At 60.9% G+C, this 12,342-nt stretch carries 11 protein-coding genes; 3 read left to right on the top strand and 8 right to left on the bottom strand.

Annotation, left to right across the window (positions count from 1 at the left end):
- Nucleotides 1–5 precede the first annotated feature (5 nt).
- Entirely contained in the window at nt 6–629 is a 624-nt protein-coding gene (gene petA, locus LOC54_RS03290; RefSeq protein WP_279312401.1) for a ubiquinol-cytochrome c reductase iron-sulfur subunit, read from the top strand.
- Nucleotides 630–691: 62 nt separating this feature from the next.
- Here petA and LOC54_RS03285 read toward each other — a convergent pair whose 3' ends face one another.
- The 7 genes from LOC54_RS03285 to LOC54_RS03255 all read right to left on the bottom strand — a co-directional run bounded on the left by LOC54_RS03285 (nt 692) and on the right by LOC54_RS03255 (nt 9,111).
- Nucleotides 692–1,210 carry a DUF3035 domain-containing protein gene (locus LOC54_RS03285; protein WP_279312400.1) on the bottom strand — a complete coding sequence of 173 codons (519 nt, stop codon included), beginning with the start codon at nt 1,208–1,210 and terminating at the stop codon, nt 692–694.
- Nucleotides 1,211–1,242: 32 nt separating this feature from the next.
- On the bottom strand, nt 1,243–1,725 hold the full coding sequence (gene lspA, locus LOC54_RS03280; protein WP_279312399.1) for a signal peptidase II: 483 nt from the start codon (nt 1,723–1,725) through the stop codon (nt 1,243–1,245).
- Nucleotides 1,722–4,637 carry an isoleucine--tRNA ligase gene (gene ileS / locus LOC54_RS03275; RefSeq protein ID WP_279312398.1) on the bottom strand — a complete coding sequence of 972 codons (2,916 nt, stop codon included), beginning with the start codon at nt 4,635–4,637 and terminating at the stop codon, nt 1,722–1,724. Before ileS ends, lspA begins: the two co-directional genes overlap by 4 nt.
- A gap of 89 nt (nt 4,638–4,726) precedes the next feature.
- Nucleotides 4,727–5,080, bottom strand: a complete 354-nt coding sequence (locus LOC54_RS03270) for a hypothetical protein (RefSeq protein WP_279312397.1) — start codon at nt 5,078–5,080, stop codon at nt 4,727–4,729.
- A 1-nt stretch (nt 5,081) separates the two neighbouring features.
- Nucleotides 5,082–6,074 (bottom strand): ribonucleotide-diphosphate reductase subunit beta, encoded by a 993-nt coding sequence (locus LOC54_RS03265; RefSeq protein ID WP_279312396.1) that lies wholly within the window; start codon nt 6,072–6,074, stop codon nt 5,082–5,084.
- Nucleotides 6,065–7,933 carry a ribonucleoside-diphosphate reductase subunit alpha gene (locus LOC54_RS03260; protein ID WP_279312432.1) on the bottom strand — a complete coding sequence of 623 codons (1,869 nt, stop codon included), beginning with the start codon at nt 7,931–7,933 and terminating at the stop codon, nt 6,065–6,067. Before LOC54_RS03260 ends, LOC54_RS03265 begins: the two co-directional genes overlap by 10 nt.
- Before the next feature lie 188 nt (nt 7,934–8,121).
- Nucleotides 8,122–9,111, bottom strand: a complete 990-nt coding sequence (locus LOC54_RS03255) for a Gfo/Idh/MocA family oxidoreductase (RefSeq protein ID WP_279312395.1) — start codon at nt 9,109–9,111, stop codon at nt 8,122–8,124.
- A gap of 174 nt (nt 9,112–9,285) precedes the next feature.
- Here LOC54_RS03255 and secD point away from each other — a divergent pair, with 174 nt between their 5' ends.
- Both secD and secF read left to right on the top strand, forming a co-directional pair.
- Nucleotides 9,286–10,839 carry a protein translocase subunit SecD gene (gene secD, locus LOC54_RS03250; RefSeq protein WP_279312430.1) on the top strand — a complete coding sequence of 518 codons (1,554 nt, stop codon included), beginning with the start codon at nt 9,286–9,288 and terminating at the stop codon, nt 10,837–10,839.
- Nucleotides 10,840–10,853: 14 nt separating this feature from the next.
- Nucleotides 10,854–11,786 (top strand): protein translocase subunit SecF, encoded by a 933-nt coding sequence (secF, locus tag LOC54_RS03245; RefSeq protein ID WP_279312394.1) that lies wholly within the window; start codon nt 10,854–10,856, stop codon nt 11,784–11,786.
- A 12-nt stretch (nt 11,787–11,798) separates the two neighbouring features.
- Here secF and LOC54_RS03240 read toward each other — a convergent pair whose 3' ends face one another.
- Nucleotides 11,799–12,164: a hypothetical protein gene (locus LOC54_RS03240; protein WP_279312393.1), complete on the bottom strand. Its 366-nt coding sequence runs from the start codon at nt 12,162–12,164 to the stop codon at nt 11,799–11,801.
- Between the last annotated feature and the right edge of the window lie 178 nt (nt 12,165–12,342).

The following is a 12,342-nucleotide window of genomic DNA, read 5'->3' as shown; positions in this document are numbered from 1 at the left end:
TCTGAATGAACGAGGCTTCATCCCCAGGCAGCCCCGAGGTCGGGCGTCGCGATCTTCTGACACTCGTCACCGCCGGTTCCGCGATCGCCGGCGGGGCAGCACTGTCCTGGCCGTTCCTGCAGACGCTCACGCCTCCTTCTGACGAGGCAGCCCACGCTCCCGTGGATGTCGATCTCAGCACGCTGACACCCGGACAGCAGGTTTCCATCCTCTGGCGCGGCAGTCCGGTCTTTATTACGCGCCGCCCCCCCGAGGCGCTCAGCCAGCTGAAAAGCCCGGCCCTGCTGCAACGCCTGCGGGATCCCGACTCCAGGGTGCTTCAGCAGCCACCCTATGCAACCAACTGGCACCGCTCCCTTATTCCGGAATACGGAGTTCTCGTGGGGGTCTGCACACATCTCGGATGCGTTCCCGCGGCGGCCAGCGGCGTGATCAGCCCGGGGCAGCAGGCCTTTGCCTGCCCGTGCCACGGATCGAAATTCGATCTTGCAGGCCGCGTGCTGAGCGGCGTTCCGGCACCGTACAATCTGCCGGTGCCGCCACACAGAATGCTGTCCGGGACAAAGATGCGTGTGGGAGAAAATCCCGACGGACAAAGCTTCGACTTCAGCTCGGTCGTCCAGATCTGATTTTCATCAGTTCATATGGCGCAGCCCGGGAACGGCTGACTGATCCCGGGCTGGTCAGCGGTTTATCTGCGGTTACGCGTCGTCGGCGTCGCGCCGTTCGTGGGAGATTTTCCAAGGGCGGCGTTGGTCTTCAGGCGGTGATTTTCCGCCGCTCCGTCCACGACTGATCCCGCGCCTCCGCCTTTCCAGAACAGCAGCGCATCGACATAGCCCTGATCCGCCTTGCCCAGTTCACCCTTATCCGTCTGGGAAGCCGCCTCATCAGCCTCACTCAGCAGCGCACTCTGCCCGGCGCTGCCTGAGCCGCCGCTGCCCTTGAGCGCCACATCCGGAGACAGCGTCTCAAGCGCCTGCATCCGCATGCTCTCGTCCTGCGGGTGCAGATCGGGAGAACCCGACGGAGCGGACAGCTCCGAAGACGGCGGCATGGAAAGAGGGGCACGCGTCGTCACCGTGTATTCATCCGGCAGACTGCGCTCGAGGCCAAACGCGCGCGCTGCCTCACTTCCGGAACATCCGGAGGTCAGAAGACACACAGACAACGCCGCGAACGGCACGCATAACCGGGAACTGAACCGCATCTTCACCCGCCTCTTACCCTTTCGCCTGACTTTCAGGCCTCACGCCGCCTGCTGCTGCGCAGTTCCAGAAGCAGGAGCAGAATCACACTGCATACAATAGCGGAATCCGCAACGTTGAACACATACCACGACCATCCGAAAGCATGGGCATGGATAAAATCAACCACCGCGCCATAACGCACGCGATCCAGAACATTACCGACAGCACCGCCCGCGATTGCCCCTGCGGCAAGCCCGGTGAGAGGACTTGTCGTCCGCGTCATCCACAGAATCAGACCGCCGACGATCGCAAGTGCGATAACCGAAAATACGATCACACCGGACGCGCCGACACCGCCCAGCATTCCGAATGTCACGGCATGGTTCCAGACCATGGTGAAATTCAGACCCGGCATGATGGCGACAGACCCGCGCTCCGGCAGCCGGAAAACGTAGAGAATCCAGTATTTACTGAGCTGGTCGAGCGCAAACACCACAAGCGCGGCCAGCAGCCCCAGCCGGAGCGGTCGCTTCACGTGCCCTGCTCCGCCACGGCCGACACACAGCGCAGGCACAGACCGGCATGCGCCGCAACACTGCCGACCTCCGGCAGAACCTTCCAGCAGCGGAGACATTTCTCTCCCTCCGCCACACTGACCGACGGCGGCGCATGCAGCACACCCGTTTCCGATTCATCCGCCGGAAGGAAAAGCGACGTCGTGCCTGGCTCGATCACCACCTCGGTATGGGAGACGATGGCCAGCTCATTCCAGTCCACACCGGCAAACACACCGGCCTCACGCTCTGAAAGAGGCAGTGTGACCTGCGCCTGCAGGGAAGACCCGACCCGACCGTCACGCCGTGCGCCCTCGATTTCCGTCGTGATCACCCGGCGCAGGGCACGCAGGGCCATCCAGCGCTCCCCCAGAGCCGGATCATGCCACGCCTCCGGAATCTCCGGGAAGCTTTCCAGATGCACGCTGCTCTCCTCGCCGAACCGTGCGGTCCAGGCATCTTCCGCGGTGAACACCAGCACCGGCGCAAGCCAGGACGTGAGCGTACGATGCAGGATATCGAGCACGGTGCGGACCGACCGGCGGCGCAGATCTCCCGGCGCATCGCAATAAAGGGAATCCTTGCGCACATCGAAGTAAAATGCCGACAGATCGGTGGCGCAGAACGCATGAAGCGTCGGGAATACACCAACCCACTCATGCGTTTCCACAGCGCGCGCGATCTCGGCACCGACCTCGGTCAGGCGGTGCAGCACCCACCGCTCCAGCTCGGGCAGCTCCGCAAATGGCACACGCTCCGCCTCGCTGAATCCGGCCAGGCCGCCAAGCAGCCAGCGCAGCGTATTCCGCAGACGGCGATAAAGCTCGCTCTGCTGCTTGAGGATTTCCTTGCCGATCCGCAGATCGTCATTGGTGTCCGAATTCATCACCCACAGACGCAGAATATCCGCACCGAGGCTTTCATTGACTTCCTGAGGAGCAACCACGTTCCCAAGCGACTTGGACATCTTGCGTCCCTGCTCGTCCATGACGAAGCCGTTGGTCACGAGCGCACGGAAAGGAGCCTGCCCGCGTGAGCCGACGGACTCCAGCAGGGAAGACTGGAACCAGCCACGATGCTGATCCGATCCCTCAAGATACAGGTCCGCCGGGAACGGAAGCTCATCCTTTCCGAGCACGAAAGCATGGGTGGAGCCGCTCTCGAACCAGACATCCACAATGTCGAACACCTGCTCATACGCCGCGGCTTCATAGGTATTGCCCAGGAAACGCTCCGGCGGAGAACTGTACCACGCATCCGCGCCCTCTTTCCGGAAGGCCGCAACGATGCGCTCCGTCACGGCCTGATCCCGCAGCGGCTCACCTGTTTTTTTCTCAACGAAAACGGCAATCGGCACACCCCAGGCGCGCTGGCGTGAAATGCACCAGTCCGGACGCCCGGAGACCATCGATGTCAGACGATTACGCGCCTGCTCAGGCACGAATTTCACATCCTTCAGAGCCGAAAGCGCCCTGTCCCGCAGAGCCGTCTCTCCGTCCATACGGATGAACCATTGCGGCGTGGCGCGCCAGATCACCGGCTTCCGGGAGCGCCAAGAGTGCGGATAGGAATGCAGAAGCGAACCACGAGCCACAAGTCCGGCCGGCGCGGTTCCGTTCTCCTGCGTCCGGGCCATGGCCGCACCAAGTGCCGCACAGACAGGAGCGGCCGCCTTGAACACATGCACCCCGGCAAACAGCGGCACATGAGGGGCATAGCGTCCGTCATCCTCCACCATTTCCGGAACCGGAATTCCGTGAGCCCGGCAGAGCTGGAAATCATCCTCACCATGTGACGGGGCCATGTGCACCAGCCCGGTACCTACCTCGGTCGTAACGAACTCACCGCCGAAAAGCGGGACGTCGTAATCATACCCCTCACCCCGCAGCGGATGAGCCGCAACGGCTCCTTCGAGAGCCGAACCGGGAAGCGTGTGCAGGATCGTATACGCCGTAATACCGGACGCCTTGCTGAAGGATTCCAGCAGAGCCTCTGCGATCAGCAGTCTCGCGCCTGGCCAGAGCGCGGCCTCATTCTCTGCCTCGTCCACGCGGATGACGGCATAGGTGATCTCCGGACCGAAGGCGAGCGCCCGGTTGGCCGGGATCGTCCAGGGGGTCGTGGTCCAGATCACGGCGGATGCGCCGTCAAGAATATGATCCGGTGTCGGATCCTTCACGAGCGGGAAGGCCACAAAAACGGTTGTCGAGGTGATGTCGTGATATTCGATCTCGGCCTCGGCCAGGGCGGTCTTCTCCACCGGGCTCCACATGACCGGACGCAGGCCGCGATAGAGCATTCCGTTGAGAAGGAATTTACCGATTTCTCCGGCAATCGCCGCCTCGGACGAGAAATCCATCGTGGCATAGCGATGATCCCATTCACCCTGCACACCAAGACGACGGAACTCGTCGCGCTGGGTATCGAGCCATTTTCCAGCCCAGGCGCGGCACTCCGCACGGAACTGCAGGACCGGAACCGAATCCTTGTCCTTCTTTGCCTTGCGGTATTCTTCCTCGATCTTCCATTCGATCGGCAGGCCATGACAGTCCCAGCCGGGAACGTAATGCACCGCATAGCCGGACATACGCCGGGCGCGGTTGATGACGTCCTTGAGGATCTTGTTCAGCGCATGTCCGATATGGAGATGCCCGTTCGCATAGGGAGGGCCGTCATGCAGCGTGAATTTCGGCCGTCCCTCTGCCTGAAGACGCAGCTTCTCATCCAGTCCGCTTTCCTGCCAGCGCCTGAGGATTTCAGGCTCGCGCGTCGGCAGATTGCCGCGCATCGGAAAGGCGGTTGCGGGCAGAAAGACGGTCTCGCGGTAAATATCCTTCAGACCCGCCGCGTCATTGCCGTTTCTGTCATTTCCGGAAAGATCACTCTGGGCCATGGGGTCGTAAACCGCTCTCGTCTGTCGGCGCGAACATCCGCGCCCGAGCGTTATGCGAAGGCCCGACGGTGCGGGTCAAGTACCTGGTCTCAGGAAGAGCGGCCGTCACCATGCTGAAGCAGCCAGGTGCGGAGCGCTGAGAATTCTCCCGCAGGTGGTGCAGGCGGTTCCGCAGGACGCGTCAGATTCCAGACCCGCTCATAGACCGTCACCAGATTTTCATAGACCCTGCGACGCCCCAGCTCCCAGGTTGCACCGCGCCGGGCCATGGCCCGCTCCGCGATTTTCAGCAGATCGCGCGCAATCTCCGGCCCTCCGATATCACAGGCCTGATGCGCCAGGGCAAGAAGCTTTTCCGGCAGACGCCGCGCCGGATGAGGCCGGGATGACCGGCCGCCCTGATGCGGGGAAGCCCCGTCATCGCAGCGGCGGTTCCGGCTCATCTCACTGGAACGCGCTGTCCTCGAACGCGTCATCCCACGTGCCGCGCGTGCTGGCCCGGGAATATTCCGTCGCACGGTTCTCGAAGAAATTCGTGTGCTCGACGGCATTCATCATATCGTCAATCCACGGCAGCGGATTTTTAGGTATATCATAGAGCGGATCAAGTTCCATCCCGGCAAGACGCCGGTTGGCGATAAAGCGGATATACTGCTTGACCTCCTCAGCCGTAAGCCCCTTGACCGGACCCATCCGGAAAGCGAGATCGATGAAACGATCCTCGTTTTTTACGATTTCATCGCAGGCTGTATGGATCGCCGCAGCCACACCCTTCTTGTCGATATGCGCGCCGAATTCGGACATATAGGTCTTGAAAAGCTGCGTGACGGACAGAACGTGCAGCGTCTCATCACGCACGGACCACGTGACGACCTGCCCCATGCCCTTCATCAGATTATGCCGCGGGAAATTCAGCAGCATCGCAAAAGAGGCAAAAAGCTGAAGCCCTTCCGTAAATCCTGCAAACACCGCCATCGACAGCGCGGTGTTAAAGTGGTCCTTCATGTCGAACTGTTTGAGGAACTCATGCTTGGCCGCCATTTCCTCATATTCGAGGAACGCGGAATACTCCGTCTCCGGCATGCCGATCGTATCGAGCAGATGGGAATAGGCCGCCTGATGGATACTCTCCATATTGGTAAAGGCGGACAGCATCATCCGCACTTCAGTCGGCTTGAAGCGCGGCATATAGAGGTCGATATAGGCGTTCTCGACCTCGGTATCCTGCTGCGTGAACAGACGGAAAATCTGCGTGACGAGATATTTCTCGGTCTCCGTCAGATTGTTGTTCCAGTCCTTCACGTCATCACCAAGCGGGATTTCCTCCGGCAGCCAGTGCAGGCTCTGCTGGATTTTCCACGCCTCGAACGCCCAGGGATAACGGAACGGCTTGTATGACGCGCTGGGCGTCAGGAGATTCTGTTCTGTCACTGACATGACAGGCATTCCTCGTAATCAGGGCTGGTCCGGGGCGGCGTATTGTCAGCCGCCACTCCGGCAGGTTTGCTGACATCGCTGACCGTATCGGCCCGCTGAATTGAAAGAGACCGGCAGTAGTAAAGGGATTTCACACCCTTCTTCCATGCCTGGTAATGAATCTGGTGCAGATCCCGCTTATGCACGTCAGCAGGCAGGAACAGATTGACCGACTGCGCCTGGCAGATAAACGGAGCGCGGTCCGCCGCGTGTTCAACCACCCAGCGCTGATCCAGCTCGAACGCCGTTCTGAACACGTCCTTCTCGTCCTGAGTCAGGAAGTCCAGATGCTGCACGCTGCCCTTGCTGAGCGTGATGGACGACCAGACATCCTCATTATCCTGCCCGCGCGCCATCAGAAGCTTCTTCAGATGCCGGTTCCGCACGGAGAACGAGCCGGACAGGGTTTTCTGCAGGAACACATTGGCGGAAATCGGCTCGATCCCCGGGCTGGCATTTCCCGCGATGATGGAGATTGAGGCCGTCGGGGCAATGGCGATCTTGTTCGAGAACCGCGCCTTGATGCCATACTCCTCCGCATCCGGGCAGGAACCGCGCAGATCTGCCAGAGTTTCAGAGGCCTTATCCGCCTCCTCACGGATATGACGGAAGATCTTCTTATTCCAGACCTTCGCCATCACGCTCTCGAACGGAATATTCCGCTCCTGCAGGAAGGAATGGAACCCCATCACACCAAGACCGACAGACCGCTCGCGCATCGCGGCATAGGCCGCGCGATGCATCTCGGCCGGAGCGCGATCGATAAAGTCCTGCAGGACATTATCCAGGAACAGCATCACATCCTGAATGAACTGCGGATTATCGTGCCACTGATCCCAGGTCTCGAGATTGAGAGAGGACAGGCAGCAGACGGCGGTCCGCTCTTTCCCGTGGTGATCCGGTCCCGTCGGCAGCGTGATCTCGGAGCACAGGTTGGAGGTCTTCACCTCCAGACCCGCCAGCTTGTGATGCTCGGGCATCGACCGGTTCACGTGATCGGAATAGACGATATAGGGCTCGCCCTGCTCCATGCGGGCCGTCAGAATCCTGATCCACAAGGACCGTGCGGAAATCTTGCGGATGACGGAATGATCCCTGGGAGAGACCAGCGCCCACTCGGAATCGGTCTCCACCGCGCGCATGAATTCATCGGGAACCAGCACGCCATGATGCAGATTCAGCGCCTTGCGGTTCGGATCGCCGCCGGTCGGACGACGCATCTCGATAAATTCCTCAATCTCGGGATGCCATACCGGAAGATAGACCGCCGCCGAACCGCGCCGCAGAGACCCCTGAGAAATCGCCAGCGTCAGACTGTCCATCACGCGGATGAACGGAATCACACCGGAGGTCTTGCCGTTACGGCCGACATTCTCACCGATGGAACGCAGATTGCCCCAGTAAGATCCGATTCCGCCCCCGCGCGAGGCGAGCCAGACGTTCTCGTTCCACAGCCCGACAATTCCGTCCAGGCTGTCAGATGCCTCATTGAGGAAGCAGGAAATCGGCAGCCCGCGATTCGTACCGCCATTGGAGAGAACCGGTGTGGCAGGCATGAACCAGTGACGGCTTATATAGTCATACACGCGCTGCGCGTGCTCCGGATCCGCACCGTAATAGGAAGCCACACGGGCAAACAGATCCTGATATCCCTCACCCGGCAGCAGATAGCGGTTGTCGAGGGTCGCCTTGCCGAAAGGAGTCAGGAGCGAATCACGGGAGCGGTTCACGCGGACCGGATGATGCCCCTCAAGCTGCACCACCTCATCAGGCCCGAACAGATCGGGAGAGGCCTCATCCCCGCCATGGCCGACAGTCATAAGATCAGGTTCGGCCGCGGCAATCCGGGTCTCGGTGAGGCTCATATCCATCTCTCCAGGTCCATACATCCCGATGACCTCTGACCCCTACATGATGGGTTTACGGCATCTCCGTGGCACAAGATGTGGTTATGGAGTGAATAATTTCTTAATGGAAGAATTGACACGACGTTTTTTACAGCCGCGCGTCATCTTCTGATCAGACCCGACTTCTCCATCAGCTGAAGAGACGTTGCAATCCCGTCGGTTACGGCCAGAGCCGTCTCCAGAGCCCGCCGTCCTGCCAGCCCGTCCACCACCACAGGGGCACCGTCCAGGCAGGCTGCCGCGAAGGCTTCGTGTTCCATCTCCAGAGAATCGTGGTCACGCCAGGAAACGGATTCGCGTCTGAATCCGCCCGTGCCCGGCAGAGGCAGCCCGCGATCACGGCCGATCATCGTCAGTTCGCGCTTGCCGAAATCCGCGGAGAGATATCCCTCCTCGGAAAACAGCCGCATCCGGCGCTCCGTCTTGAGCGAAATCCGGCTGGCGGTGATGGTCGCGACACAGCCATTCTCGAATCTGACCCGGGCGTTGGCGATATCCTCGTATTCGGAACTGACAGCCGCACCGATGGCATCCACACGCTCGATCGGACTGTCCACCAGCGACAGCACCAGATCGAGATCATGAATCATCAAATCGAGAATCACGGATACATCCGTCCCGCGCGGCTTGAACGGCGCGATACGGGTTGCCTCTATATAGAGTGGCCGGGAGATACGCGCGGCAATGGCGTCATGCTCGGCAGAATAGCGCAGCAGATGCCCCACCTGGAGCACCAGCCTGGCCCCTCCGGCCAGGGAGATCAGTGCGTCGGCCTGCTCCAGCGTCGCGGCGATCGGTTTCTCCACAAGAACATGTTTTCCGGCCGCCAGCGCCCTGAGCGCCACGGCGTAATGATGCTCTGCCGGGGCAGCAACCACCACGGCATCGCAGACCGCAAGCAGACCATCCGCATCAGAAAAGACTACGCTGCCGGTTTCCTTTGCCAGTGCAGCAGCCCGCACCTGATCAGGATCATACAGCCCGGCAAGTGTCTCCCGGGAGGAGGAAGCAATCTTCAGCGCATGAAACCGGCCGAAATGTCCGCACCCGATCACGCCGGTCCTGAGACGCCGCCCGCCTGACACACTCATCTGCTTTTCCCTTCCGGAACAAAATCTCCTGCGGTAGTAGCAGCCTGAAGAGCCTGCGGAAATGCGCCTTTCCTGTTGCATCCCGCCGCCGCGACCGGCATCTTCCGGCCCGCATATCTTCAAAGCCCGGATTTCAGGCTCCGGACGGTTCAGAGGACATAGAGTCGGACGATGATGTATTACAGCCGGGCAAAGCTGCTTTCCGTTCTGGGCGTATGCCTGCTCGGACTGCTCTTCTGTCTCCCGAATTTCATCCGCCAGCCCTCCCCCTCCCTGCCGTGGCGACAGATTCATCTGGGTCTCGACCTCCGGGGCGGGTCCTATCTGCTGATGCAGGTGGATCTGAAAACCCTGGCGCATGACCGGCTCCAGACCCTGTCCGACTCCCTGCGCCAGGCCCTCCTGAAGGAAAACCTCGGCTACAGGAACGTGCGGATCGATGACACACATGACGTCATCACCTTCGCGCCCCGTGATCCGTCAGAGCATGACAGGGATATGAAGACCCTGAACGACATGCCGCGCGTCACGCCGAACGAATTCTCGATCGAAAGCCGTCCGGACGGCACCATCGCCCTGACCCTCTCTGCCGACGCCATGAAAGTCCGCGCACGGGAGGCGGTCTCCCAGTCCATCGAGGTCGTCCGCAGACGTATCGATGCAACCGGGGCAGTCGATCCGCAGATCACCCGCCAGGGCGATGACCGCATCGTTGTCGAGCTTCCCGGGATCAGCGATCCGGAACACATCAAGAAACTGCTCGGCACCACCGCCCGCCTGACCTTCCGGCTGATCGACGATGGCGGCGCCTCAGGCGTCGCGCCTCCGGGCAGCACGATGCTCGAAGACGTGGAAAGCCCCGGGCAGAAGCTCGCCGTGCGCGATCATATCGACGTCGACGGCGTGAATCTGACCAATGCCGGTGTGACGGAAGACCCCGAAACCGGCGGCTGGGCCGTCTCCTTCTCGCTCGATTCCGTGGGAAGCCGCGCCTTCGGAGACGTGACCCGCACCAATGTCGGACGTCGCTTCGCCATCGTGCTCGACAACAAGGTCGTGGAGGCTCCGGTGATCCGCGGCCCGATCACGGGCGGCAACGGCCAGATCACCGGCCGCTTTGACGAACAGAGCGCCACCGATCTCGCTCTCCTGCTGCGGGCCGGTGCCCTGCCCGCTCCGCTGAGCGTGGTGGAAGAACGCACGATAGGCCCGTCTCTCGGCGCGGACTCGATCCGGGCCGGGATGCTCAGCCTCGCCGCCGGTTTTGTGTTCGTCATTATCTTTATGGCGCTGTTCTATGGCCGGTTCGGCTGGTACGCGAACGTCGCCCTGCTGGCCAACCTCGTGCTGATGACGGCCCTCCTCTCCCTGTTCGGCGCCACGCTCACCCTGCCCGGGATGGCAGGAATGCTGCTCACGCTCGGTATGGCCGTGGATGCGAACATCCTGATCAATGAGCGCATCCGCGAGGAAGTCGTCCGAGGCCGCACGGCGCTCGCGGCGATGCAGGCCGGTTTCGAGCGGGCAACCTCGACCATCATAGACAGTAATGCCACGGCCTTCCTCGCCCATGTCATGCTGTTCGTCTTCGGAACCGGGCCGGTTCGCGGTTTCGCCCTCACCATTACGATCGGCATCGTGACAACCCTGTTCACCACGCTTCTTCTCTCGAAGATGCTGATGGTGCGCTGGTACGCCCTCATACGCCCTGCCACACTTCCTGTCTGAGAGGACGCGCATTCATGTTCGGTCGCCCCCTTCTGCGCTTTGTCCGCAAAGACACGAAAATCGACTTCATGCGAGGCCGCTTTATCGGCCTGGCCGTCTCCGCCGTCCTGTCACTTGCCTCCGTAATCCTGTTCCTGCATCCGGGCCTGACACTCGGTCTGGATTTCAAGGGCGGCATCGTGGTGGAGGCCAGAACCTCCGGCCCGGCAGATTTCGCAAAGATCCGCACGACCCTGGCCGCACATCATGTCGCAGCCGGCGGCGTGCAGGCCTTCGGATCTCCCGAGGACGTGCTGATCCGGATCGAGGCCGACGAGCACACGGACACAAACGCCGTGGTCAACGAGGTCCGGCATGCGGTGGAAGAGGCGCAGCCCGGTGCGAAGGTTCTTCGCGCCGATGCGGTCGGTGCCTCCGTCTCCGCCGAACTGTTCCGCAACGGCATGCTGGCGCTCGGACTCAGCCTGCTGATGATCCTGGTCTATATCTGGTTCCGTTTCGAACGCGAGTTCGCCATCAGCGCAGTCATCACCCTGATCCTCGATCTGACGAAAACGATCGGCTTTCTGGTGATCACCCGGTTCGAGTTTGATCTGGTGATGGTCGCAGCCATCCTCACCATCCTGGGATATTCCACGAATGATAAGGTCGTGGTCTATGACCGTGTGCGGGAAAATCTGCGCAAATACCGGACAATGCCGCTGAAAGAGCTGCTCAATCTCTCGATCAACGAGACACTCAACCGCACACTCGGCACATCCTCAACCGTGTTCCTCGCCTCCCTGCCGCTCGCCCTGTTCGGTGGCGCCTCTCTGTCGGGTTTTGCCTGGGTGATGCTGTTCGGAATCGTGGTCGGCACATCCTCATCAATCTTCATCGCCGCACCGCTTCTGCTGCTGATGGGCGAGAAGCGCCTGCGTCAGGATACGCGGCCGGTCAGGCAGTAATCAGCAGACGGCTCAGCCTGATCGCGGCGTGATCGCGGCGATCAGCTGCTGCATCGCCTCCTCTGCCTCCCTGCGATGCCGCGCCGTCGGCTCCGCTGTGGCCCGGATCACCGTATAAAGGGTCAGACGCTGCATCATATACAGTTCGGGAATCCGGTTTCTCGGAATATCGCCGCCGATCAGGCTGCCCCGCACCATGCCGCTGACCATCAGATAATTGTATATCAGCGTATCCTGCGTCGGCTTCAGAGAGATCACTTCGCCGCTCCCCGCACAGGAGGACACAGCCAGTCCGCAGAGCAGCAGAAGCGGACGCAGACGTTTCAGCGGACGTAACATCCCCTGAGCATACTCTTTCCGATGCACGAGGAAAGCCACTTCTGTCTTTCCGGCCCGATACCCGCCCCTCTGCAGAAAATGTGCACACGCCATGCTTTCTGCAATGAGATGCAGGCCCGACAGAAATATACCGGCAAAGCCCTACGGCGTGTCGTCAGTTAAGGGCTGATTGCGGCACGTGAGGGTTGTACTTTGTGGCTGTGTGTGCTGACTGTTT

The sequence above is a fragment of the Acetobacter sp. AN02 genome (genome assembly GCF_029759835.1).
Classification (GTDB): Bacteria; Pseudomonadota; Alphaproteobacteria; order Acetobacterales; family Acetobacteraceae; genus Acetobacter.
The sequence above is the reverse complement of the archived record's forward strand: the minus strand, read 5'-3'. Positions and strand labels throughout refer to the sequence as shown.

Bases quoted from the DNA above. Each gene is read 5' to 3' on its own strand.
- petA (WP_279312401.1), top strand. From the start codon at position 6: ATGAACGAGGCTTCATCCCCAGGCAGCCCCGAGGTCGGGCGTCGCGAT.
- LOC54_RS03285 (WP_279312400.1), bottom strand. From the start codon at position 1,210: ATGCGGTTCAGTTCCCGGTTATGCGTGCCGTTCGCGGCGTTGTCTGTG.
- ileS (WP_279312398.1), bottom strand. From the start codon at position 4,637: ATGGCCCAGAGTGATCTTTCCGGAAATGACAGAAACGGCAATGACGCG.
- LOC54_RS03270 (WP_279312397.1), bottom strand. From the start codon at position 5,080: ATGAGCCGGAACCGCCGCTGCGATGACGGGGCTTCCCCGCATCAGGGC.
- LOC54_RS03265 (WP_279312396.1), bottom strand. From the start codon at position 6,074: ATGTCAGTGACAGAACAGAATCTCCTGACGCCCAGCGCGTCATACAAG.
- LOC54_RS03260 (WP_279312432.1), bottom strand. From the start codon at position 7,933: ATGACTGTCGGCCATGGCGGGGATGAGGCCTCTCCCGATCTGTTCGGG.
- LOC54_RS03255 (WP_279312395.1), bottom strand. From the start codon at position 9,111: ATGAGTGTGTCAGGCGGGCGGCGTCTCAGGACCGGCGTGATCGGGTGC.
- secD (WP_279312430.1), top strand. From the start codon at position 9,286: ATGTATTACAGCCGGGCAAAGCTGCTTTCCGTTCTGGGCGTATGCCTG.
- secF (WP_279312394.1), top strand. From the start codon at position 10,854: ATGTTCGGTCGCCCCCTTCTGCGCTTTGTCCGCAAAGACACGAAAATC.